22 protein-coding genes are annotated in these 22,646 nt (G+C 62.7%); 10 read left to right on the forward strand and 12 right to left on the reverse strand.

Annotation, left to right across the window (positions count from 1 at the left end):
- Complete coding sequence (locus tag ARADN35_RS0111280; RefSeq protein ID WP_029413907.1) at positions 1–609, reverse strand: PilN domain-containing protein; 609 nt, start codon at positions 607–609, stop codon at positions 1–3.
- Positions 606–1,685 carry a pilus assembly protein PilM gene (locus tag ARADN35_RS0111285; RefSeq protein WP_010462139.1) on the reverse strand — a complete coding sequence of 360 codons (1,080 nt, stop codon included), beginning with the start codon at positions 1,683–1,685 and terminating at the stop codon, positions 606–608. Before ARADN35_RS0111285 ends, ARADN35_RS0111280 begins: the two co-directional genes overlap by 4 nt.
- 268 nt (positions 1,686–1,953) lie before the next feature.
- Between ARADN35_RS0111285 and ARADN35_RS0111290 the strand changes: the two genes are divergently transcribed.
- Positions 1,954–4,347: a penicillin-binding protein 1A gene (locus tag ARADN35_RS0111290; protein WP_029413908.1), complete on the forward strand. Its 2,394-nt coding sequence runs from the start codon at positions 1,954–1,956 to the stop codon at positions 4,345–4,347.
- Positions 4,348–4,561: 214 nt separating this feature from the next.
- Here ARADN35_RS0111290 and cyaY read toward each other — a convergent pair whose 3' ends face one another.
- Positions 4,562–4,891 (reverse strand): iron donor protein CyaY, encoded by a 330-nt coding sequence (cyaY, locus tag ARADN35_RS0111295; RefSeq protein WP_010462142.1) that lies wholly within the window; start codon positions 4,889–4,891, stop codon positions 4,562–4,564.
- A gap of 12 nt (positions 4,892–4,903) precedes the next feature.
- Between cyaY and lptM the strand changes: the two genes are divergently transcribed.
- Positions 4,904–5,113 carry an LPS translocon maturation chaperone LptM gene (lptM, locus tag ARADN35_RS27310; protein WP_081474608.1) on the forward strand — a complete coding sequence of 70 codons (210 nt, stop codon included), beginning with the start codon at positions 4,904–4,906 and terminating at the stop codon, positions 5,111–5,113.
- Between the two features lie 122 nt (positions 5,114–5,235).
- Positions 5,236–6,054, forward strand: coding sequence for an oxygen-binding di-iron domain-containing protein (locus ARADN35_RS0111300; protein WP_029413909.1), 819 nt, complete (start codon positions 5,236–5,238; stop codon positions 6,052–6,054).
- Positions 6,055–6,148: 94 nt separating this feature from the next.
- Here ARADN35_RS0111300 and ARADN35_RS0111305 read toward each other — a convergent pair whose 3' ends face one another.
- The 5 genes from ARADN35_RS0111305 to ARADN35_RS0111325 form a co-directional block, all read right to left on the reverse strand.
- Positions 6,149–6,799 carry a protein-methionine-sulfoxide reductase heme-binding subunit MsrQ gene (locus tag ARADN35_RS0111305; protein ID WP_010462146.1) on the reverse strand — a complete coding sequence of 217 codons (651 nt, stop codon included), beginning with the start codon at positions 6,797–6,799 and terminating at the stop codon, positions 6,149–6,151.
- 75 nt (positions 6,800–6,874) lie between these two features.
- Positions 6,875–7,879, reverse strand: coding sequence for a protein-methionine-sulfoxide reductase catalytic subunit MsrP (msrP, locus tag ARADN35_RS0111310; RefSeq protein WP_010462147.1), 1,005 nt, complete (start codon positions 7,877–7,879; stop codon positions 6,875–6,877).
- Positions 7,880–8,023: 144 nt separating this feature from the next.
- Positions 8,024–9,373 (reverse strand): c-type cytochrome biogenesis protein CcsB, encoded by a 1,350-nt coding sequence (gene ccsB / locus ARADN35_RS0111315; RefSeq protein WP_010462148.1) that lies wholly within the window; start codon positions 9,371–9,373, stop codon positions 8,024–8,026.
- Positions 9,370–11,523 (reverse strand): cytochrome c biogenesis protein ResB, encoded by a 2,154-nt coding sequence (locus ARADN35_RS0111320; protein ID WP_010462149.1) that lies wholly within the window; start codon positions 11,521–11,523, stop codon positions 9,370–9,372. The genes ccsB and ARADN35_RS0111320 overlap by 4 nt, the downstream gene beginning before the upstream one ends.
- A 155-nt stretch (positions 11,524–11,678) precedes the next feature.
- Positions 11,679–12,308, reverse strand: a complete 630-nt coding sequence (locus ARADN35_RS0111325; protein WP_010462150.1) for a c-type cytochrome — start codon at positions 12,306–12,308, stop codon at positions 11,679–11,681.
- 72 nt (positions 12,309–12,380) lie between these two features.
- Between ARADN35_RS0111325 and yihA the strand changes: the two genes are divergently transcribed.
- Both yihA and ARADN35_RS0111335 read left to right on the forward strand, forming a co-directional pair.
- On the forward strand, positions 12,381–13,130 hold the full coding sequence (gene yihA / locus ARADN35_RS26230; RefSeq protein WP_081474609.1) for a ribosome biogenesis GTP-binding protein YihA/YsxC: 750 nt from the start codon (positions 12,381–12,383) through the stop codon (positions 13,128–13,130).
- A 50-nt stretch (positions 13,131–13,180) separates the two neighbouring features.
- On the forward strand, positions 13,181–14,101 hold the full coding sequence (locus ARADN35_RS0111335) for an alpha/beta fold hydrolase (protein WP_010462154.1): 921 nt from the start codon (positions 13,181–13,183) through the stop codon (positions 14,099–14,101).
- Positions 14,102–14,150: 49 nt separating this feature from the next.
- Here ARADN35_RS0111335 and ARADN35_RS0111340 read toward each other — a convergent pair whose 3' ends face one another.
- Both ARADN35_RS0111340 and ARADN35_RS0111345 read right to left on the reverse strand, forming a co-directional pair.
- Positions 14,151–15,020, reverse strand: coding sequence for a lysophospholipid acyltransferase family protein (locus ARADN35_RS0111340; RefSeq protein WP_010462157.1), 870 nt, complete (start codon positions 15,018–15,020; stop codon positions 14,151–14,153).
- Positions 15,017–15,871, reverse strand: a complete 855-nt coding sequence (locus ARADN35_RS0111345; protein ID WP_010462158.1) for a lysophospholipid acyltransferase family protein — start codon at positions 15,869–15,871, stop codon at positions 15,017–15,019. Before ARADN35_RS0111345 ends, ARADN35_RS0111340 begins: the two co-directional genes overlap by 4 nt.
- A 132-nt stretch (positions 15,872–16,003) precedes the next feature.
- On the opposite strand from ARADN35_RS0111345, the gene metK reads away from it, so the two are divergent.
- From metK to ARADN35_RS0111360, 3 genes are all read left to right on the forward strand, one after another.
- On the forward strand, positions 16,004–17,185 hold the full coding sequence (gene metK, locus ARADN35_RS0111350) for a methionine adenosyltransferase (RefSeq protein ID WP_010462160.1): 1,182 nt from the start codon (positions 16,004–16,006) through the stop codon (positions 17,183–17,185).
- Between the two features lie 410 nt (positions 17,186–17,595).
- Positions 17,596–17,781, forward strand: coding sequence for a DUF1328 domain-containing protein (locus ARADN35_RS0111355; RefSeq protein ID WP_010462162.1), 186 nt, complete (start codon positions 17,596–17,598; stop codon positions 17,779–17,781).
- A gap of 47 nt (positions 17,782–17,828) precedes the next feature.
- Complete coding sequence (locus ARADN35_RS0111360) at positions 17,829–18,287, forward strand: hemerythrin domain-containing protein (RefSeq protein ID WP_010462164.1); 459 nt, start codon at positions 17,829–17,831, stop codon at positions 18,285–18,287.
- 41 nt (positions 18,288–18,328) lie between these two features.
- Here the strand turns inward: ARADN35_RS0111360 and ARADN35_RS0111365 are convergent, their stop codons facing one another.
- Entirely contained in the window at positions 18,329–19,570 is a 1,242-nt protein-coding gene (locus ARADN35_RS0111365) for a diguanylate cyclase (RefSeq protein ID WP_010462166.1), read from the reverse strand.
- A 162-nt stretch (positions 19,571–19,732) separates the two neighbouring features.
- On the reverse strand, positions 19,733–20,404 hold the full coding sequence (locus ARADN35_RS0111370) for an NUDIX hydrolase (protein WP_010462167.1): 672 nt from the start codon (positions 20,402–20,404) through the stop codon (positions 19,733–19,735).
- A 142-nt stretch (positions 20,405–20,546) separates the two neighbouring features.
- Between ARADN35_RS0111370 and ARADN35_RS0111375 the strand changes: the two genes are divergently transcribed.
- The gene (locus ARADN35_RS0111375; protein WP_010462170.1) at positions 20,547–21,404 is read left to right on the forward strand and encodes a cysteine hydrolase family protein; all 858 of its coding nucleotides are present in this window, start codon (positions 20,547–20,549) and stop codon (positions 21,402–21,404) included.
- 46 nt (positions 21,405–21,450) lie between these two features.
- The gene (pncB, locus tag ARADN35_RS0111380) at positions 21,451–22,644 is read left to right on the forward strand and encodes a nicotinate phosphoribosyltransferase (RefSeq protein ID WP_010462171.1); all 1,194 of its coding nucleotides are present in this window, start codon (positions 21,451–21,453) and stop codon (positions 22,642–22,644) included.
- The last annotated feature ends 2 nt before the right edge of the window (positions 22,645–22,646 follow it).

Consider the following 22,646-nt stretch of genomic DNA (forward strand, 5'->3'; position numbering starts at 1 on the left):
TTATTTTCCAATCGCCGCACTGGCGGAATCTTTGATCTTTTGCGCTTCACCAGTTCGCATCAGGCGAAACCGCAAATTGAACGTAGACACTCGACGCTGATCCCTAGACGTCAGTGCAATATTACTCGCCACAATTTCCACCAATTCCGGCTTAGACAACCAAGGAGTGTTATCAGTCAAATTCCGGAGCATTTCTGAAACACGCTCGTTAGACTGAGCAACACCTTGCATGGCGATAACCTGCTCAGTTTGCTTAATACTCGTCACGTACGCTCCCTCCGGTATCTGGCGTACAAGCTCATTGAGCAAGTGAACAGGGAGGTTGCGATCAGACTGAAGATCTTCTACAGCTTTCTGCCTAGCCCGCAAAGCAGCAATCTCGTCTTCAATGGTTGCAATTTCCTTGATTTGTTCTTCAAGGACTTTAATTTCGCTTTGAAGGAATGTATTGCGCTCTTGCTGAGCGGTGATCATCATCTGGAACCACCAATAGACCGCGCCAGCGATGGCGAGGCCAATCAGAAAGGAAGCGAACATCGTCGCCTGAAAGGCTTCCTTTCGACGCTTGCGCGCAGCTTCCCGGTGAGGAAGTAAATTGATCAAAATCACTGCAGGAACCTCCGCATGGCCAGACCGCACGAGGTCAAATAGGATGGCGCTTCACGCACCATTTTTTTCAAACGAACGGAACTTCCAATTTCCATCCCATCAAACGGATTGACTGCACTGCAAGCAAAGCCCGTTTGCTGGGTAACAGCTTCCGTCAAACCAGGCAGTGGCGCCGAACCGCCAGCGAGCATGATGTGATCCACACGGTTATGGGGCGTACTAGTGAAGAAGAACTGCAGAGCACGACCAATCTCCTGGGCCATGCTGTCGACAAACGGCCGAAGCACGGCAGATTGATAGTCTTCTGGAAGATCGCCATTTCGCTTTTTACTTTCAGCTTCTTCCACCGAGAAACCGTATTGACGGACGATCAACTGGGTCAGCTGGGCTCCACCAAAGGCTTGGTCACGGTCGTACATCACTTCTTCGTTGCGAATGACCTGCATGCTGGTAGTGAGTGCTCCCACCTCAAAAAGCGCGACCATTGCGTCTACGCCTTTCTTGGGCAACGCCTCTATCAAGCGCCCTGCGGCCAATCGAGAAGCGTGGGATTCAATGTCAACCACCACAGGCTTAAGGCCAGCTGCTTCCGCCAACCCTTGGCGGTCCTGGACTTTTTCACGCCGTGACGCGGCAATGAGAACGTCTACATCGCCTGGCGCATTTTTGCTGGGCCCGATCACGCAGAAATCCAGACTCACTTCGTCAAGCGAAAAAGGAATGTACTGATTGGCCTCCGATTCGACCTGAACTTCGAGTTCTTGCTCGGTCATGCCGCCTGGCAACGTGATCTTCTTGGTGATGACCGCCGAGGGTGGCAACGCCAAGGCAACGTTCTTGGTCCGCGTGCCACTTTTCTTGACCAGGCGACGCAATGCATCCGCCACTTCGTCGAATTTTTCGATGTTGCCATCTGTAATCCAGCCACGCTCCAGCGGTTCGATCGCGCAGCGCTCGAGAACCAAGCCGCCCGCTTTATCGCGCCCGAGTTCCACCAGTTTGACACTGGAGGAGCTGATGTCGATTCCCAGCAGTGGCGGAGACTGGCGACTGAACAAAGACCCCATTGAGCTCAAGATTGGTCCCCTGTAACTTGCCAAAATGAGGCAACAAAACTTAACACTTCACATGAATGCTATCAGTAAGATAGTTCTCCAGCAAAGATTTTTCCCCGCGTAACACTTGCGGAGCGTTGCCAAAAGCAGACGATTTTTGGATGGCTTGCAACACCGTTCGGCGACGGTGGGGCGCCTTTTGGCGCCCAGGCACGGACGGCGCATTGCGATTTTTAGAGCCGGGGAGCGGACATTTTTATAATGGGCGCTCTTACCCCTTCGGAGCGATATGCCGCCCTCTTCATCAAAGTCCTCTGACAAGCCGGACTCCTCCTCCGCTCCTGCGCGCGCCACGTGGCTCCGCTGGCTTGTACGCGCCGCCCTCTGGATGGCAGGACTTGCAACCGCAGCCGCGTTAGGGGTCGCATTGACCATCGCTGTGGCATTGGCCGTGGCTTATCCGAACCTGCCAGATGTCTCTGATCTCGCGGACTACCGGCCCAAGCTGCCGTTGCGCGTCTACTCTGCCGAAGGCGCTCTGCTGGGCGAATTCGGCGAGGAGCGTCGCAATCTCACCCCCATCGGAGAAATTCCCCAAGTCATGAAAGACGCGGTATTGGCCATTGAGGATGCCCGCTTCTTTCAGCACGGTGGAGTTGACTACAAAGGGGTTATTCGCGCGGGTTTGGCCAACCTCGGCCGTGTGAAGAGCCAGGGCGCCTCCACTATCACAATGCAGGTGGCGCGCAATGTTTACCTCTCCTCAGAGAAAACATTTACACGCAAAATTTACGAAATCTTACTGACATTCAAGCTGGAGCATTTACTGACCAAAGATCAGATTCTTGAGATTTACATGAATCAGATTTACTTGGGCAACCGTGCATATGGCTTTGCGGCTGCGTCAGAAGCGTATTTTGGCAAACCCCTGAAATCTGTGTCGGTGGCTGAAGCGGCCATGCTGGCGGGCCTTCCCAAAGCACCCTCCGCATACAACCCTATCAGCAACCCGAAACGGGCGCGGTCCCGGCAGCTCTACATCATTGAGCGCATGGAAGAAAACGGTTTCATCACCGTCGAGCAGGCCACAGGCGCCAAGAAGGAAGAACTCAAAATCCGCTCCGGCCCGGACAACACCCGAATTCACGCAGAGTATGTCGCCGAGATGGCGCGCCAGTTGATCTTCACGCAGTATGGCAACGAAGCCTACACACGCGGACTCAACGTCTACACGACCCTCAATGCGGCAGAGCAAGAGGCTGCGTACGGGGCGCTGCGCCGGGGCATCATGGACTACGAGCGCCGCCAGCAATACCGCGGCCCAGAGAAGTTTGTGGTTTTGCCGACTGCCGCCCAGGAAGTCGAAGACGCCATTGATGACGCGCTGGCCAATCACCCGGACAACGGCGATGTCCTCTCCGCCGTCGTCCTGGAGGCCTCGCCCCGCAAGATCGTGGCAGCCCGCGCCAGCGGCGATACGCTCGAAATCACCGGCGACGGCCTGAAACCCGCGCAATCTGGCCTGAGTGACAAGGCGCCACCCAATATCAAGATCCGCCGCGGCGCCGTGATCCGGGTGGTGAAGACACCCAAGAACGCCTGGGAAATTACGCAGCTCCCCGAAGTGGAAGGCGCCCTGGTGGCATTGGACCCGCGCAGCGGAGCCATCCGGGCCCTGGTGGGCGGCTTTGACTTCGACAAGAACAAGTTCAACCACGCCGCCCAGGCATGGCGCCAGCCCGGGTCGAGCTTCAAGCCTTTCATCTACTCCGCAGCACTGGAGAAGGGGTTCACGCCCGCCACGGTCATCAACGATGCCCCTCTGTTCTTTGATGCAGGTGTGACGGGTGGCCAGCCATGGGAACCCAAGAACTACGATGGAAAGTATGACGGCCCGATGAGCATGCGCACAGGTCTCGCCAAGTCCAAGAACATGATCTCGATTCGCATCTTGCAGGCCGTGGGGCCCAAGACCGCACAGGAGTGGGTATCCCGCTTTGGCTTCGATGCGGAGAAGCACCCTGCCTACCTCACGATGGCCCTGGGTGCTGGCTCCGTTACCCCCCTCCAGATGGCCACGGCGTACTCCGTGTTTGCCAACGGCGGGTATCGCGTGAACCCCTGGTTGATCGCCAAGGTCACCGACCACAAGGGCCGCGTCATCTCCGAGACCACTCCGCCAGTCACCTCCGAGCAACCGCGTGCAATTGATGCCCGCAATGCCTTCGTCATGAACAGCCTTTTGCAGGAGGTGACCCGGTCGGGCACCGCCGCGCGGGCTCAAGCCACGCTGAAACGGCCAGATCTCTACGGAAAGACGGGGACCACCAACGACTCTGTGGACGCATGGTTTGCTGGCTATCAGCCCACGATCGCTGCGGTGACCTGGATTGGCTATGACACCCCACGCAATCTGGGAAGCCGCGAAACAGGTGGCGGTCTCAGTCTGCCGGTGTGGATCAGCTTCATGGAGCGCGCGCTCAAGGGCGTACCCGTCATGGAGCCCACGGTGCCTGCTGGCGTGGTGAATGTGGGCGGGGAATGGTTTTACGAGGAATATGCACGCAACAGCGGTATTCCAAGTGTGGGCCTGGATGACCGCTCGGCATCACCTGCAGTTGCGCCGCACGCACCACCCCCGACGGAAGAGCGAAACCGTATCCTGGATCTCTTCCGCAACTGACGGGACCGCGAGTTCTGCAAACGGCCCAAGAGCCTATCTACGATCTCGCGGGGGTCGCGCAGCGGTCCTGGCGGGATGGGATGCTAGGCGCGGGTGCACAGTGGATACCGCAACGCCGCAGACCGCCCACCAAGACCTCTGCCCGAAGGGTTGGAGCGAAATCGGGCGAGATCGTAAACAGGCTCTAAGCTACTTGTGCCACCCGGGCAGAGGTTCAGGCCGAAAACTCCAGCGGCAATCCCGCTTGCCGGGCTGCGTCGCGGCTCAGGCAGTCAAAGAACTCGCCGGCACCTTTGGTGTCCTGCCAGGCCTGGCCGTCAAAACGGTAGTGGTATCCACCGGACCGGGCTGCCATCCAGACCTCGTGCAGCGGCTTTTGCAGATTGATAACGATCTGGGAACGGTTGGGAAAGGTCAGTGTCACCATGCCCCCGGAACGCTGGGCGTCCACATCGGCATCCGTCGCATCGTTGATGCGATCACAGCTGCGCTCGACGGCGAGGAGCAGTTTTTCAGCGTGGTCCATGAATTCGAGGTCGGTCATTACAATTTGCGCATGTTGAAAGCTTCCCAAATTCTAGTCAGGACGCTTGTCCTTGCTGCCAGTGCGGCAGCCCTTGCAGGTTGCGGTCAACGGGGCCCTCTGCATTTGCCCAGTGGCCCGGCGGCCGCGCAGCGTGCCACGCTGCCCCAGACGCTGACCCCCAACGTCGGAACCTCCGCCCCCGCCGAGGCCCCCGCAAACGCAGCCTCTGCGCCGCGCTAAAACGCGGCAGACGGACCGGGGCGCCCGCTCCGGCGGCCAATACCCAAGGCACTTGATTTCTATCAAGGAGGCCTCGCAGGGTCAATCGTACAGTTCGTGCTTTATTGCACCGCAGGATGGCCATGGCCCTCGAACTCTACCGCGACAAGAACCACGCTTGCCTGATGTTCACCGACCTCATCGAGGAAGACGGCCAGGCCGTTCAGGCCAATCAGTTCTTGATCGTGGACGACGATACCGGCGCCATCATCGACCCCGGTGGCAACCTGGCTTTCAACGAGCTGTTCATGGGAATGACCAAACATTTCCCACCACACAAGCTTTCGTACCTCATCGCCTCACACGCCGATCCAGACATCATTGCCTCGCTGGACCGCTGGATGACGAGCACCAAGGCCGACCTGGTGATCTCGCGCGTCTGGGAACGTTTTGCCCCCCATTTCACGAAGGTGGGCAAGACGGAGAACCGCGTCATCGGCGTGCCCGACAGTGGCGGTCACCTGCCTCTGGGCCGCCATGAACTGGTGCTGCTGCCCGCGCATTTCATGCATTCCGAGGGCAACTTCCACTTCTATGACCCGGTGAGCCGCATCCTCTTCACCGGCGACCTGGGCGTGTCCATGATGTCGGGCGCCGAGGCGCGCGTGCCGGTGACCGAGCTCAAGGCCCACATCCCGCGCATGGAGGGGTTTCACCGCCGCTATATGGTCTCCAACAAGATCTTGCGGCTGTGGGTCCGCATGGTGCGGCAACTGGATATTTCCATGCTGGTGCCGCAGCATGGCGCACCCATCATGGGCAAGCAGGCGATCAGTGATTTCTTCACCTGGATCGAGAACCTCATGTGTGGCATCGACCTGTTCGACGATCGGTCCTACCAGATTCCCACCGGTTACATCGACCCCGTGACCCGGCAGACGCGCCCGGGACCTGAGCGATAACTGCAGGCACCATAAATTCGAGTAAAACTCACCTCTAGCGCTTGTCCATCAAGCGCTATTAGCTATTATTTTTGAAGCAAATCCCACACAGAGACTACCGTGCGCGCGCGCCCGACACCTTTGCACCCGCTGCGCCCGGCACCGCCTGCCGCTTGCGCATGCGGTGCCATAACCGCCAGCCCAGCAGGGCTGCAAGAACCAGCGCATACACCGCCACCTCGCCAAAGTCATTCTTGCCAGCACGCATCCAAAAGAAGTGCAGGATGGCCAGCCCCGCCACTGCGTACACGCTGCGATGCAATGCCTGCCAGCGCTTCCCGCCCAGTGCTTTGATGGCGCGGTTGAACGATGTAGCGGCAAGCAGCGTGAGCAGCAGCAGCGCCAAAGACCCCACCAGGATGAACGGCCGCTTGACGATGTCGCGCACGATGTCCGGCACGTCAAAGCCCATGTCGAACCATGCGTAGCTCAGCAGGTGCAGCAGGCCGTAGAAGAACACGAACAAACCCAGCATGCGCCGAAAGCGCGCCAGCTGGGGTGTGGAGGTGATCACGCGCAGTGGCGTGATGGCCAGTACCAGGCACAGGGCACGCAGTGTCCAATCGCCGGTGGCGCGGATCAGCGCTTCGGCCGGGTTGGCGCCCAGTTCGTTGGCCGCCGTGGCGTAGACCAGCCACACCAGCGGGAACAGGCACAGCACAAAGACCACAGGCTTGGCGGCGGGATGGAGCAAAAGTTTGCGCATGGCGATCCGTGCCCGCTTCTGCCACCAGAACAAAGCCCGAGCGGAAGAAAAAAGAGCAAAAAGGGCGTACGGCGATCAGTAGAACTTCTTGAGGTCCATGCCCGCGTAGAGCTGGCCCACCTGGGCTTCGTAGCCGTTGAACATCAGCGTCTTGCGCTTTTTCGCGAACAGGCCGTCTTCGCCGATGCGCCGCTCGGTGGACTGGCTCCAGCGGGGGTGGTCCACCTCGGGGTTCACGTTCGAGTAGAAACCGTATTCCTGCTTGGCCGCCTTGTTCCAGGCCGTGCCAGGCTCCTTCTCGACAAAGCGGATCTTGACAATGCTCTTGGCGCTCTTGAAACCGTACTTCCACGGCACCACCAGGCGCACGGGCGCGCCGTTCTGGTTGGGCAGCACCTCGCCATACATGCCAAAGGCCAGAAGCGTCAGAGGATTCATCGCCTCGTCCATGCGCAGACCCTCCACATAGGGCCAGTCCAGCACACGAGAGCCCACAAAAGGCATCGTCGCCTTGTCCGCCAGCGTCACGAATTCCACATACTTGGCGCTGCCTTGTGGCTCCACACGTTTGATGAGTTCTGCCAGCGAGTAGCCCACCCAGGGGATGACCATGGACCAGCCCTCCACGCAGCGCAGGCGGTAGATGCGCTCTTCCTGTGCGCTGAGCTTGATCAGGTCTTCGATGCCGTACTTGCCCGGTTTCTTGACAAGGCCCTCAACCTCCACCGTCCAGGGGGTGGTCTTGAGGGTATGGGCGTTGCGTGCAGGGTCGGCCTTGTCGGTGCCGAACTCATAGAAGTTGTTGTAGGTGCTCGCGTCCTTGTAGTCGGTGAGCTTCTCCATCGAGACCGCCCCGGCCACGGTGGACTTGGCGCCCGCCAGCGCGGCGAGCTTGTTGGGCCGCACCACCTGCGCCTGCTGGGCCAGCGCCTCGCGGCCCGCCCACGCGGCGAGCGCGGCACCCGCCGCACCGCCCGCCATCAGCCGGAGCATCTGGCGCCGGTCTTCGTAGACCGTGCGGGGCGTGATTTCGGAGGAGTGGGGGTGGTTAAAACCCGAATCGCGCGATGGAATCAGCATGGGAGGCTCCGGTCATGGTCTGGTTGAAACAGCTGCGGCGGTAGAGCAGGACAACTGTTAGTTCGTTCCCTGGACCGCTCAGGTTACACCGAAGACGCAATAGTTGTTGCCCTGCCCCCTATGCCCGGCATCCCCGTCACTGCATCACAACGTGCCGTAGCTGTGCAAGCCGCTCAGGAACATGTTCACACCCAGAAACGCGAACGTGGTCACCGCCAGGCCCACCAGCGCCCACCAGGCGGACACGGTGCCACGCAGGCCCTTCATGAGGCGCATGTGCAGCCAGGCGGCATAGTTCAGCCAGACAATCAGCGCCCAAGTCTCCTTCGGGTCCCAGCTCCAGTAGCCGCCCCACGCCTCGGCCGCCCACAGGGCGCCCAGCACGGTGGCGATGGTGAAGAACGCAAAGCCCACGGCGATGGACTTGTACATCACGTCGTCGAGGATCTCGAACGACGGCAGGCGCGCCGCGATGCGCTTGCGGCCCAGCAAGATGCCCGCGACGATGAGTGCGGAGATGCCGAAGTACACCATCCAATAGCTGCCGCCGTTCTCGGTGGCACCCTGGCGGAAGACGATGGGCTCGAAGCACAGCACCACGCCCAGCAGCCACAGCGGGGCCAGCTTGTACCAGCGGGTTTCAGTGGCCTGCTGCTTGATCAGGTAGGCAAAGGCCACCATGGCGGCCAGTGCAAAGGTGCCGTAGCCGATGAAGTTGGCGGGCACGTGCAGCTTCATCCACCAGCTCTTCAAGGCCGGCACCAGGGGCTGGATCTCGTGCGCTTCGCGCACCACGGTGTACCAGAGCAGAAAGCCCACGGCCGCACTGACCACCAGCATCACAAAGCCGCCCAGTGCCCGCGTGTCGTACTGCTGTTCGTAGTACAGGTAGAACGCCGCCGTCATCCAGCAGAACAGCACGAACACTTCATACAGGTTGCTCACCGGGATGTGGCCGATGTCCGGGCCGATGAGATAACTCTCGTACCAGCGCACCAGCGTGCCGATGAGCGCCATGGCCACAGCCACCCACGCAATGCGGGAGCCCAGCATGCTCATGGTCTTGCCCTCTCCGCGCGAGAACATGCCGACCCAGTAGAAGATGGTGCTCATGAAGAACAGCATGCTCATCCACAGGATGGCGGACTGGCTGGACAGGAAGTACTTGAGGCCGAACACCGTGTCGGCCCGCGCCAGGCTGCCCGCACCATCTTGCTGGTAGAGGCCGATGGCCAACAGGGCCACGGCCGCCACGACCAGCATCAACGCGCGCAGCGGGCGCCAGAACCAGCCCAGCCAGATGGTGCACGGAATGGCCCCCAGCAGGATGCCTTTTTCGTACCCATCCATGTAGCTGCCGTAGCGCTGCAGGGCATACAAGCCCCCCACTGCCACGATGGCGGCAAACAGCCAGTCGAACCAGTTGCGGCGGGCGAAGAACCCCTCGTTCAGGGTGATCGTGGTGGCCGTGGAGGAAGAAGTCGCGGTATTCATGCGGTGCCTTCGCGGGGCGATGCCCCGATCAGTTTCTGTGCAAGCTGGACAAACTCCTGGTCGCCGTCCATGGTCTTGCGATTGGTGGACAAGGCCATGGTGGCGTGGGTGCGACCACCCTGTGGCGCCACCCAGACCCAGACCCGCCGTTCGCGCACGTAGAGCATGGCAAAAACGCCCAGGATCAGCAAGGCACAACCCAGATAGACAACATTCTTGCCAGGGGCTCGGGCCACCTGGAAGACGCTGGCCTGCACCTGGGTGAAGTCCTTGAGTTCAAACGCCAGCGGCGCGGGGTAGATCTGCGCGTCGGACAGAGAAAGGACCGCCTGGGTCATGAAACCCTGGGTCTGGTCGTCTTGTGGCAGCGGCGGCAGGCCGGCACGCTGGCGCGAAAGCTGTGCCACCTCGAACAGCGTGCCGTTCAGAATGCGCACCAGCACCTCGCCCGCCCGTGCGCGCTCGGCTTCGGGCACATTGGCTTCCATAAAGTCCGACACCGCCTGCAAGCCCCCGGTGGGTTTGCCATCCACCATGCCCCGGCCCGCGAACAGCGCCAAGGCCCGCGACGCCGATTGCTGCAGCTGCTCGGCCAGGTCGGTACGCGAGGCATCGATGGCCTGTGCCACATAGCGGCGCACCGCCTGTTCGCGCGCTTCGGGATCGGCCAACACCGCTTTCATGCGCATGAAACCGTCCATGCTCCCCTTGTCATCGGCCGGCACCCGCAGGTACCGGAACGGCTCCGCAGGGGTTTCGCGCACACCCAGCAGAAACACCGGCACGCCGTCGCCCGTGTCCACGGGCAGCATGTAGTTGTGAAACTCGCGCGCCTGGCCCGCAGCGTCCCGCAGCTTGTAGCTCACGCTGGGGCCCACGTTGCGCAGCTCTTTTTTGGTGACGGTCTTGTTGGCAGCGCCCAGGCGGGACTCCACCGACTCGCGCAGGTCCACCTTGCGCACATCCACACCGCTGCCTCCGGGGCCTGCGCCCCCGAAGTTCTCGACATTGATGGTGCGCAACGCCGTGAATTCCAGCGTCAGCGTGCCGCTGCCCGGAGCGCCCCCGTTGTTGGTCAGCTGGGTGGAGTTGCCCACCACTCCTTCCACCTCAATAGGCTTGGCTCCGGCCACCATGGGCACGCCACGCAGCTTGAGGTGCGAGCCACCGTCGTCAAAGCTCGACTGGTAGATCTCGATGCCTTTGTAGCTGGCCGGGTGGTTCACCTCCACACGCGCCGGAATCTTCTCGCCCGTGGCCTTGTCATGGATGACGATCTCGCTGGCGAACAGCTTGGGCATGCCGGTGGAGTAATGCTCCACGATGAACTTCTTGAGTTCGATGGCAAACGGCAGGTCCTGCAGCAGGACGCCATCGGACTGGTTCAGGATGGCTGTGCTCGACTGCGTGCCTTCAGCCACCAGCAGGTTGCCCCGGAAGGTAGGGTTGCGTTCGGACAGCCGGTGCTCGGGCTTCACGTCGGCAATCAGCCCACCGCCTTGGTAAGGGGTTTTGCCACCCAGCAGCATCTGTGCGCGCACGATGAGGTCGCCGTCCAGCAGACCGCCCACACACACCAGCACGATGGCGCTGTGCGCGGCGATGTAGCCAAGCTTGTTGGCAGCACCCGCCTTGGCCGCCACCATCCAGCCCGTGCCGGGGCCTGCGGCCGTATCGCGCTGCTGCAGGCGCACCTTCCAGCCACCGCCGGCCATCAGCGTACCGATGCGGCGCGCCTCGGCCTCTGCGGAACCGCTGAGTTCAGCCTCTGCCTTGTGGTGAAACGCCTTGAGGCTTTGTTCGCGGATGTTCTCCTTGTAGACCTTGAGGTCGATGAGGATCTTGGGCGTGTTGCGGGCGATGCACAGCGAAGTGCTGATCACCAGAAACGCCAGGATGAGCAGGAACCACCAGGCGCTGTACACCGCATTGAGCTGGATGGCGCCAAACAGCTCGGCCCAGAAGGGGCCGAACTGGTTGACGTAGTTGACCGCGGGCTCGTGCTGCTTGAGCACCGTGCCGATCACCGAGGCAATGCAGATCACCGTCAGCAGCGAGATAGCGAACCGCATGGAGGACAGCAGCTCGATCCCGGCGCGCCAGGCCCGGGAGCCAGACTGGATGCGAAGGCCTTGGGTGAGGTCGGACATGGATGGAAGAAGGAGAGGCGAAAACGCGCGAAAGAGGGAAAGGAAAAGGGCGGGACCATCTGTGCGATGGGCCCGCCCTTTTTGGGATTGTTATTGGCGGTAGGTTCCGTGCAGCCCGACCAGAGGGACCACAAGATTGACGAAAATCAAATCAATCAGCGCAGACCGGCAATGTAGTCCGCCACGGCCTTGATTTCCTTGTCGTTCAGCTTGGCGGCCACTTGCGTCATCTGGATGCTGTTGGCACGCGAGCCATCGCGGAAGGTGTTGAGCTGGGCCACCGTGTAGTCGGCGTGCTGGCCCGACAGGCGGGGGTACTGGGCGGGAATGCCCGCACCGTTGGGACTGTGGCAACCAGCGCAGGCAGCGATCTGGCGGTCGGCAATGCCGCCGCGGTAAATGCGCTCGCCCAGGGAGACAAGGTCCTTGTCCTTGGCGAAACCGGGTTTGGCAGACTTGGAAGCCACCCAGTACGCAATGTTCTTCATGTCGTCATCCGACAGCGCGGTGGCAAAACCCTTCATGACGGCGTTGTTGCGCTTGCCGGACTTGAATTCCTGCAGCTGCTTGACCAGGTATTCGGGGTGTTGCTGCGACAGCTTGGGGTTGGCCGCAATGGCCGAGTTGCCATCGGCGCCGTGGCAGGCGGCACACACTGCGGTGTAGCTGGCCTCGCCCTTGACGAGATCCGGCTTGGCCGCTTTGGGGGCATCGCCCGCCGCATAGGCCGAAAAAACAGGTGCTGCCAGTGCGGCAGCCGTCAGCAAAGAGGCGAGCAACTTCATATCGAGGGTCTGTGTTTATGTGCGCAAAACCTCGCGATTCTACAATGAGGCTTCCTCGTAGCCCAATTCCCCATGACGACCACCTCTACCGCGCCAGTTGCTGGCTCCCTTCCGCCCGCTCCCGACGCCAAGATCGCCATGGGCTGGATGCACACAGCCAGGTTCCTGACCACGGCCGCGCAGCTGCACCACCTGCCGCCCATCCACGTGCCCGAGATCGCTTTTGTGGGCCGTTCCAACGCGGGAAAATCCACCTGCATCAACACGCTCACGCAGCAAAAGCAGCTCGCCTTTGCCTCCAAAAGGCCTGGGCGCACGCAGCACATCAACCTTTTCTCTCTGGGCAAGCACGGCGTGACCGATGCGGTCCTGGCTGATCTGCCGGGCTACGGCTACGCGAAGGTGTCGCGCTCCGACAAGGTGCGCTGGCAGCAGGTGATGGTCAATTATCTGGTCAGCCGCCCCGGGCTCACCGGCATCGTCTTGCTGTGCGACCCCCGGCTGGGGTTGACCGAGCTGGACGAGGCCCTGCTTGAAGTGCTGCGCCCACGGGTCGAGGAAGGCCTGAAATTCCTCATCGTGCTGACCAAGGCGGACAAGCTCACACGCTCGGAGCAAGCCAAGATCCTGTCGATTACGCGACTGAACGCGGCCGGCGGAGAGGTGATGATGTTCTCGGCCCTCAAGAAACAAGGCGTGGACGAGGTGGCACAGCTGCTGTGGCAGTGGGCGCACCCGGCGCAAGGGCCGATGGATGCAGACCCGGCCCCCACGGATGAGCCCCCACCGCTCGATGATTCTGAGGATATTCAGTCAAATTAGGCCCTAGCGCTTACCCATCAAGCGCTATTAGCTATTAAATGCATAGCGCCATGATCCAAAACCTGTCGACCCCCCTGCCCCACGGAACTACCCTCCACTGCCGCGTGAGCGGCGTGGCAGGCCGCCCGGTGCTGCTTTTTTTGCACGGTTTCCCCGAGGGTGCCTTCATCTGGGACGAGCTGCTGCTGCATTTTTCCCGGCCGGAAAACGGCGGCTACCGTTGCGTGGCACCCTATCTGCGCGGTTTTGGCCCCTCCAGCAGCCCGGCCGAGGTGGACGCCTACCGCGCCAAACACCTGGTGCAGGACCTGGTGGCGCTGATTGCCCACGAATGCCCTGGCGGCGCACTGGAATGCCTGGTGGCGCACGACTGGGGCGGCGCCGTGGCCTGGAACCTGGCCAACCAGCAGCCGCAATTGATGAAACGGCTGGCCATCATCAACTCCCCGCATCCCGGCGCCTTCTTGCGCGAACTGCAGCACAACCCCGCCCAGCAGGCGGGCAGCCAGTACATGCATTTTTTGTGCAGGCCGGATGCCGAGGCACTGCTGGCCGAAGACGACTTCCGCCGCCTGTTTGCTTTTTTCAACGCCCCGGACGGCAGCGCCCCCGCGTGGCTGACCGACAGCGTGCGCGCCCAGTACCGCGCCGTCTGGCAGCAGGGCCTGACCGGCGCCTGCAATTACTACCGCGCCAGCCCCCTGCGCCCGCCGCGACAGACAGAAGATGGGAATGACCCGGGCGCCCAGGCCATCACCCTGCCCGAATCGATGCTGACGGTGACACTGCCCACGCTGGTGCTGTGGGGCATGGACGACCCGGCGCTGCTGCCCGGCCTGCTCGACGGCCTGCCGGGCTGGGTGCCGCAGCTGCAATTGCGCCAGGTGGAGAAGGCGTCGCACTGGATCGTGCACGAGCACCCCGAGCGCGTGGCCATGGAGCTACAGCGCTTTTTGCAATCAAAACAATAGCTACCAGCGCTTGATGGGCAAGCGCCAGTAGCCCATTTGATTCAAATTTTTAGGCGTAAAAAGACGGCTCGCCCTCGGGCCGTGTCTTGAAGCGCTTGTGCACCCAGTAGTACTGGCCGGGCGACACGTCGATGTAGCTTTGCAGCCGCGTGTTCATCAAGGCGGTATCGGCCTCGGCGTCGTCCGTGGGGTAACCGGCCCAGACGGGCGAGATCTCGGCGCAGTACCCCGTGGGCGTGAGGCGCGTGACCATGGCGATCACCTTGGCCCGCCCCAGGCGTGCAAACCGCGAGAGCGACGGCACAGTGGCGGCCTGCACGCCGTAGAACGGCACGAAAAGCGAGTCGTTGCGGCCAAAGTCCATGTCCGGCAACAGGTACAGCAGGCCTCCCTTGCGCAGGTTGGCAATGATGGGTTTGACCCCGTCGTTGCGGTTGAGCATGCGCACATCGCCAAAGCGCTGGCGCCCCTCGCGGAACCACGCGTCCACGGCCGGGTCGGGGTGGGTGGAGAAGATCGAGGTGAACGCGCGCGGCGTGTGCAGCGTGAGCGCCGAGCCCCCTGCATCCATGCCGTAGAAGTGGGGCGCGAAGATGATGGTGGGGGTGTCGCCCTCCAGCTCCTGCAATGCGCCAGTGAGCTTGACCCGGTCCAGCACCACATCCCGTGGCGCAAACCACAGCCAGCTGCGGTCCAGCCAGGATTGGCAGAACACGACAAAAGTCTCTTGCGCCCAGGCGCGGCGCTGGGGCTCGGTGGCTTCGGGGTAACACAAGGCCAGATTGCGCAGCGCCACGCGGCGGCGCGGCCCGGCCAGCACGAACAGGACGCGCCCGATCAGCCAGCCCATGCCGCGCAGCACCGGCAGCGGCAGGCGCGCCAGCACCCGCATGAACCACACCCCCAGCCGCCCCATCATGCGGCCACCCCTGCAGGGTTCGCGGCCTCGGCACGGGGCTGCTTGTAGCGGGCGTAGCCCCAAAGGTATTGCGCGGGGCATTGGCGAATGAGGTGTTCCATGGCCTGGTTGATCTGCACAACGGCAACGTCCAACTGGTCCGACAGCGGTTGCGCCAGCGGCTCGAAATGGGTGACAAAACCCCGTCCCCAGGGCAGGCGCTCGCAGCGCACCAGCACCACGGCGGCACCCGTCTGCTGCGCCAGCCGCACGGCCAGGGTCATGGTGTAGGCATCGCGGCCAAAAAACGGCGCCCATTGGCCCTGCCCATCCGGCGGGACCTGGTCCGGCAGCAGGCCGACGGCCTCGCCTCGGCGCAGGGCCTTGATCATCTGCCGCACACCCGCCAGCGTGGTGGGCACGGCCAGCATGCCGGGGCGGTTGCGCGCGGTCTCCATCACCTTGGCCAGCCAGGCCTGGCGGGCGGGGCGGTACAGCACGGTGATGGGGCCGCGCTCGGCGCTCCAGCGCCGGGCGGCGGCCTGTGCCGACAACTCGAAACAACCCTGGTGCGGCGTGAGGTACAGAATGCCGCGCCCGGCTGCGTAGGCCTGCTCCACACAGGCCTCGCCTTCGATGCGACAGGGCATCGGTGCACCCAGCCACAGGCGCGGCAGCTCGGCCACCATGCGGCCGGCATGGGCCACGGCTGCACGGACGGCGCTGAACGAATAACCGGCCAACGTCGAGTTGGCCAGGAACCGGCGCCGGTACGTGGGCGACGCACAAAAAGCCACCCAGCCCATCGCCGCACCCATGATGTGCAGCAACCACAGCGGAAATACGGAAAAGAATCGAAAGACGACTGGCATTAAAATGGCGGGGTCGCTGAGTTAAATGAGCAACTTGCAGGGCGACGTTAAAAAAATCTGCTAAAGCGTTCGCCAAAGCTCCTTCGGGGTGAGGGCAACGCCCCAAATGCCGGAACACAGGAGTTTATTCAAATGGCGAACGACTTTCTCTTTACCTCGGAATCCGTCTCCGAAGGCCACCCCGACAAGGTGGCCGACCAGATCTCGGATGCGATTCTCGATGCGATCTTTAAACAAGACCCCCGCAGCCGCGTCGCCGCCGAAACGCTGACCAACACCGGCCTCGTGGTGCTGGCGGGCGAGATCACCACCAACGCGCATGTGGACTACATCCAGGTGGCGCGCGACACCATCAAGCGCATCGGCTACGACAACACCGACTACGGCATCGACTACAAGGGCTGTGCCGTGCTCGTGGCGTACGACAAGCAGTCCAACGACATCGCTCAGGGCGTGGACCACGCGTCCGACGACCACCTGAACACCGGCGCCGGCGACCAGGGCCTGATGTTCGGCTATGCCTGCGACGAGACGCCCGAGCTAATGCCCGCGCCCATCTACTACGCGCACCGCCTGGTCGAGCGCCAGGCCCAGCTGCGCAAGGACGGCCGCCTGCCGTTCCTGCGCCCCGACGCCAAGTCGCAAGTCACGATGCGCTACGTGGACGGTAAGCCCCACAGCATCGACACCGTGGTGCTGTCCACCCAGCACCACCCCGACCAGAGCGAAACCCAGACCAAGATGAAGGCCTCGTTCACCGAAGCCATCATTGAAGAGATCATCAAGCCCGTGCTGCCCAAGGAATGGCTGCAGAACACGCGCTACCTGATCAACCCCACCGGCCGTTTTGTCATCGGCGGCCCCCAGGGCGACTGTGGCCTCACCGGCCGCAAGATCATCGTGGACACCTACGGCGGCGCCTGCCCCCACGGCGGCGGTGCGTTCAGCGGCAAAGACCCAACGAAGGTGGACCGCTCGGCCGCCTACGCCGCCCGCTACGTGGCCAAGAACATCGTCGCTGCCGGCCTGGCGCGCCAGTGCCAGATCCAGGTGGCCTACGCCATCGGCGTGGCTGAGCCGATGAACATCACGGTGTACACCGAAGGCACGGGGGTGATCTCCGACGAGCGTATTGCCGCGCTGGTGAAGGAGCAGTTCGACCTGCGCCCCAAGGGCATCATCCAGATGCTGGACCTGCTGCGCCCGATCTACGAAAAGACGGCGGCCTACGGCCACTTCGGCCGCGAAGAGCCCGAGTTCAGCTGGGAGAAGACCGATAAAGCGGCGGCACTGCGTGCTGCCGCCGGGCTGTAAAGCCCGCCGCGCGATAGCGCGGTTTTCGGTCTTCGGGCGCAGTTCATATCGCGGAAGCGATGTGAACGGAGACCAAGGTACGGACAAGGCTGGTGCACTGCGTGCAGCAGCGGGGCTGTAAAGCCCCCCCGCGCGACACGCGCGGCTTGCCGTACGTGGGCGAAGCTCATATTGCGCAGCAATGTGAGCGGAGACCAAAAGATTAGCTGTGCAGTCACAAGGCCCAAGCCGCAACGCTCCGCGTTGCGGCTTTTCTTTTTGGCGCGCCACGCCGGCCCCTGCGGGCGGCCCCCTCCTACACCCGCAGCCCGCCCACACTGACGGCGGCGGCGACGTCCCGTCGGTATCGTTCCTGCACACCCTTTCGCAGCCCCGCGCTGCCTGAACATCCACCGCAAGGAGCGACCGCCATGTTGAAGTACGCCATCATTTTTGCCCTGATCTCCCTCGTGGCCGGAGCCCTGGGTTTCAGTGGTGTCGCCGCCGGCGCGGCGGGCATCGCCAAGGTGCTTTTTGTGCTGTTCCTGGTGATTGCCGTGGTGTTTGTCGTGCTGGCCGCCATTGGCGTGGGTGCCGCGCGCAAGGTGCTCAAGTAGTCCACCGCACCTTTGCAACCGCCTAAAAATTCGCCACACACCCCACCATGACCGACACCACCAACATCTTTGAAGCCTTGCGTGAAAGCCACGAGCGCCAGCGCGCGCTGTACACCGCGCTCACCGAAACCAGCGGAGACACCCCCGAGCGGCGCGAGCTGTTTGACGAGCTCAAGACCGAGCTGGCGGCCCATGCCATGGCCGAGGACCGCCATTTTTATGTGCCGCTGATGGCACACGACGCGGGCATTGACCTGTCGCGCCACGCCATTTCAGAGCACCACCAGATCGACGAACTGGTGGAATCACTCGAAGAGACCGAACCATCGAGCCCCGCCTGGTTGCCACTGGCCAAGAAGCTGGCCGAAAAGGTGGAGCACCACCTGAAGGAAGAGGAACACCGCTTCTTCCAGATGGCTGGAAAGCTGCTGACGGAGAAGCAGAAAACCACGCTGGCGGCGAGCTACCGGGCAGATTACGAGGACGCCAAGGCGACTCCGGCCTGATCCTCACCCCCCGCGCGCAGCGCCGCAGGGGATTGCGTCCCTCACACCGCTTCCTTGGCCTGCACCACGCAATTGCGGCCGCTGGACTTGGCCACGTACAAGGCCGTGTCCGCGCGCTTGATCAGGGCGTGGCTGTCTTCCTTGTGGTCCCAGGTGGCCACGCCAAAACTGGCGCTGACATGGCCCACCGCGTCGAAAGGAACGCCTGCAATGCGTGCGCGCACCGCCTCGGCCATCGCCATGGCGGCGTCCACCGGGGTTTCCTTGAGCAAGATGATGAACTCCTCGCCCCCGAAACGCGCTGCGCAGTCGGACGACCGCAGCAGTTCGCGCACGCGCAGCGCCGTGCTCTTGAGCACCACATCCCCCGAGTCATGCCCAAAGGTATCGTTGATGCGTTTGAAAAAGTCGATGTCAAACATCACCACCGACAGACTGCCCTTCTTGATGCGGGTGTCGGCCATCTCGGTCTCCAGCCTCTCAAAGAAGCGGCGGCGGTTGACCAGGTCCGTCAGGAAGTCCTTGGTGGCCAGGTCTTCCAGCTTGCGGTTGAGCCGCGCCATGGGCTCGATCACCAGCGACGACAGCGACAGGTTGAGCCCGACGAACAGCAGCACAAAGCTGCCCACCAGCGCCGCCATCACCGTGTTGAAGGTCTGACGCGCCTTCTCCAGCGGGAAGTACATCGGCACCTTCACCACCTGGATGCCCACCGTCTCGTTCATGCCCCAGCCAAAGCCGTTCTTGTCGCCATAGACCTTGAGCATGGTGGGCGGCGCCACGGCCGGCGTGCTGTGGCAGGCCATGCACTGGGCCTGCTTGATGGTGATGGGGCGGGCCACATACATGGCGCGGTGCATGCCCTCGCCCACTTCGCCGGTGGCCTCCTTCTTGAGATCGGCCCGGCCTTCGCGGAAGTCGCTGATGATGCGCTCCTCCCACTCGCTGGCGCGGTCGCGCAGGTTGGTGGGGTTGAGCACCGCTTCCTTGTACTCGTAGCCCGGAAACCGGCTCTGCAGGCGGCGCAGCGTCTCGGTCGCGGCGTAGGCGGGCACGGTCTGCGGCAGGAATTTTTCGGCCAGCGTCACGTCCAGGTGCGGCTTGACGAGCTCGGTGGTGTAGTCCCGGATCGCCATGGCCGCGTGCATCATGATCTGCGAGTTGTGCTGCACCTCCTCGATGGCGGACTGCTGCAAAAAGCGGTGCACGTAGATCCCCGCACCCGCCGCTGCCACCAGCAGCACCGCCGCCAGCACCAGGTTGAATTTGAGCCGCAAAGACATGGACTTCCCTCAGGCGCCAGCGTCGGGCTGGCTTGTTGTTGGCGGTGCAGCTGCGGCCACCCCGGCCCGCCTGGCGCGCACCCATCATTCGTGGGACACAAAGTTTGCGTTTGTGCCAGATTTCCAGGCAGCGGTCCAATAGTTTGTGTGCTGTGCCAACAGCTACAGGCCCCGCGCGCTCAGCGAAAGGTTGCGCCGGTAGGCTGGGCGCACCCGGTACAGCTGCGCGGGCCGGTGGGCGCCGCCGGTCTGCAGCGCTCCGGGCACTGCCTCCAGCATGGCCAGTTCGTCCACCTTGCGGCGAAAGCTCACCTTGTTGATGGGCTCGCCCAGCACGGCTTCATACACGGACTGCAGCTGTGGCAGGGTGAACGGCTCGGCACACAGGTGCACGGGCATGGACGAATACTGGCTTTTGCTGCGCACGCGAGCCACGGCGGCGTCGACCATGGCGCGGTGGTCGAACGGCAGCGCGGGCAGCTCGGCCACCGGCACCAGCGTGAGGGGCGCCGATGCCAGTAACTCGGGCGATACAAGGGCGCAGTAGGCCACGGCCATCGACCACCCACGCGGGTCGCGCACCGGGCCGGAAAACGTGGCCAATTGCTCCAGATAGGGGCTTTGCAAACCGGCTTTCTCGCGCAGCACACGGGAGGCGCTGGCATGGGCATCTGCATCCTCCTGGGCGTGGATATAGCCCCCCGGCAACGCCAGCGCCCCCGCAAACGGAGGCCGCTCGCGCCGCTGCAGCGCGACCTGCAGCACGTTCTGCTGCAGGGTGAGCAAGACCACGTCCACGGTACAGATCACGGCGGGGGCGGCAGTTTCGGTCATGGGGCTGAGTTTGTCACAAGGATGACCGAACAGGATATCAACCAACAATCTCTTCCAAAGCAGAAACATGCTTTTGCAACTTAGTTAGTTTATTTTTTTTACTAACAAGATTACACTGGCGTCACCAACAAAGGAGAAGACCATGGCCCGCAACGTCCAGCTTCTGGTGATCGACCCCCAAAACGATTTCTGCGACCTACCTGTAGCCTGGCAACCCACCGATGTGCTGACCGGCCAGCGCACCACGCCCGCCCTGCCCGTGGCCGGTGCCCATGCCGATATGCTGCGCTTGGCGCAGTTCATCGGCAGCCAGGGCGACCCGCTGGACACCATCACCGTCACGCTCGATTCGCACCAGCGTTTTGACATTGCCCACCCCGGCTTCTGGCAAACCGGCACGGGCGCCGAAGTCGCACCCTTCACCCCCATCACCGCTGTCCAGGTGCGCGCAGGCGACTTCACGCCGCGCAGCCCCGCTGCCCTGCCCCGCACACTGCAGTACCTGGACGCACTCGAAGCCCAGGGCCGCTACACGCTGATGGTGTGGCCCGTGCACTGCGAGGTGGGCAGCTGGGGTCATGGCATACACGCCGATGTGCTGGCCGCCTTTGGGGTCTGGCAGCTCCGGCGCCAGCGCGCGGTGCGCAATGTGTTCAAGGGCACCAACCCCTGGACGGAACACTACAGCGCCATCGAGGCCGAGGTGCCCGACGCGGACGACGAAAGCACCGCGCTGAACACCGCCCTGCTGCAGTCGCTGGGCCAGGCCGATGTGCTGCTGATTGCGGGCGAGGCCAGCAGCCACTGCGTGCGCTCGACCACCGAACACATCGTGCAGCACCTGCCCCGCCTGTTGCCCGGCTGGCAAGCCAGCCGCATCGTGCTGCTGACCGATGGCATGAGCCCCGTGGGCGGCTTCGAGGCGCAACACCGGGCGTTTCTGGACGCCATGCGCGCAGCCGGTGCACAGCTCGCCAATATGAATGAAATCAGGCTCTAGCGCTTATCCATAAAGCGCTATTAGCTACAAATTTTGGAGCGACATCATGAACCCCGTCATCACCAGTCTGCTCGACACCGACCTCTACAAGTTCACGATGTGGCAGGCGCTGCTGCACCGCCACCCGCAAACCCAAAGCGAATATCGCTTTGTATGCCGCAACACCCCGGCCTACCCGCTGGCCGAGCTGCTGCCCGAGGTGAACGCCGCGCTGGACCACCTGTGCACCCTGCGCTTCACGCAGGGCGAGCTGGCCTACGTGGGCGGACTGCGCTACATCAAGAGCGACTTCGTGGACTTTCTGCGCATCTTCCAGTTCCAGCGCAGCTTCATCAGCGCCTGGGCCGACGGCGAGCAACTGCACATCGTGGCGCGTGGCCCGCAGGTGCATGTGATGGGCTTCGAGATCTTTGTGCTGGCCATCGTCAACGAGCTGTACTTCCGCCGTTTTGACGCGGCCCAGGCCCTCGCCAGCGGCCGCGCACGGCTGGCCGCCAAGGTGTTGCAGCTGCAGGCACTGGCGCAACAGGCCACGCTGCGCCACCCGTTCGAGCTGTTCGACTTTGGCCTGCGCCGCCGCTACAGCGGAGCTTGGCAGCGCGAGGTGGTGCAGACCTTTGCCACACAAACACCGCAGTGGTTCAAGGGTACCAGCAACGTGCTGCTGGCGCGCGACCTGGGCCTGGTGCCCATCGGCACCATGGCGCACGAATACCTGCAGACCTACCAGGCGCTGGGCGTGCGGCTGCGCGACTTCCAAAAGGCCGCACTCGAAGACTGGGTGCAGGAATACCGGGGCGACCTGGGCATTGCGCTGACCGACACCGTGGGCATGGACGCCTTTCTGGCCGACTTCGACCTGTACTTCGCCAAGCTGTTCGACGGCCTGCGGCACGACTCAGGCGACCCGGTGGCCTGGGGCGAAAAGGCCCTCGCGCACTACACCCGCCTGCGCATCGACGCGCACACCAAGCGGCTGGTGTTCTCCGATGGCCTCGACCTGGAGCGCGCCCTGATGCTGTACCGCCACTTTGGCGACCGCACGCAGCTCGGGTTTGGCATAGGCACGAACCTCACCAACGACATGGGCGCGGACCACAAGCCGCTGAACATCGTGATGAAACTGGTGCGCGCCAACGGGCAGCCCGTGGCCAAGCTGTCGGACACGCCCGGCAAGACGCTGTGCGACGATGAAACCTACCTGGCCTATCTGCGTCAGGTTTTCAACGTGAAGGACTGACA

The sequence above is a fragment of the Acidovorax radicis N35 genome (genome assembly GCF_000204195.1).
In the GTDB taxonomy this organism is placed as follows: Bacteria; Pseudomonadota; Gammaproteobacteria; order Burkholderiales; family Burkholderiaceae_C; genus Acidovorax; species Acidovorax radicis.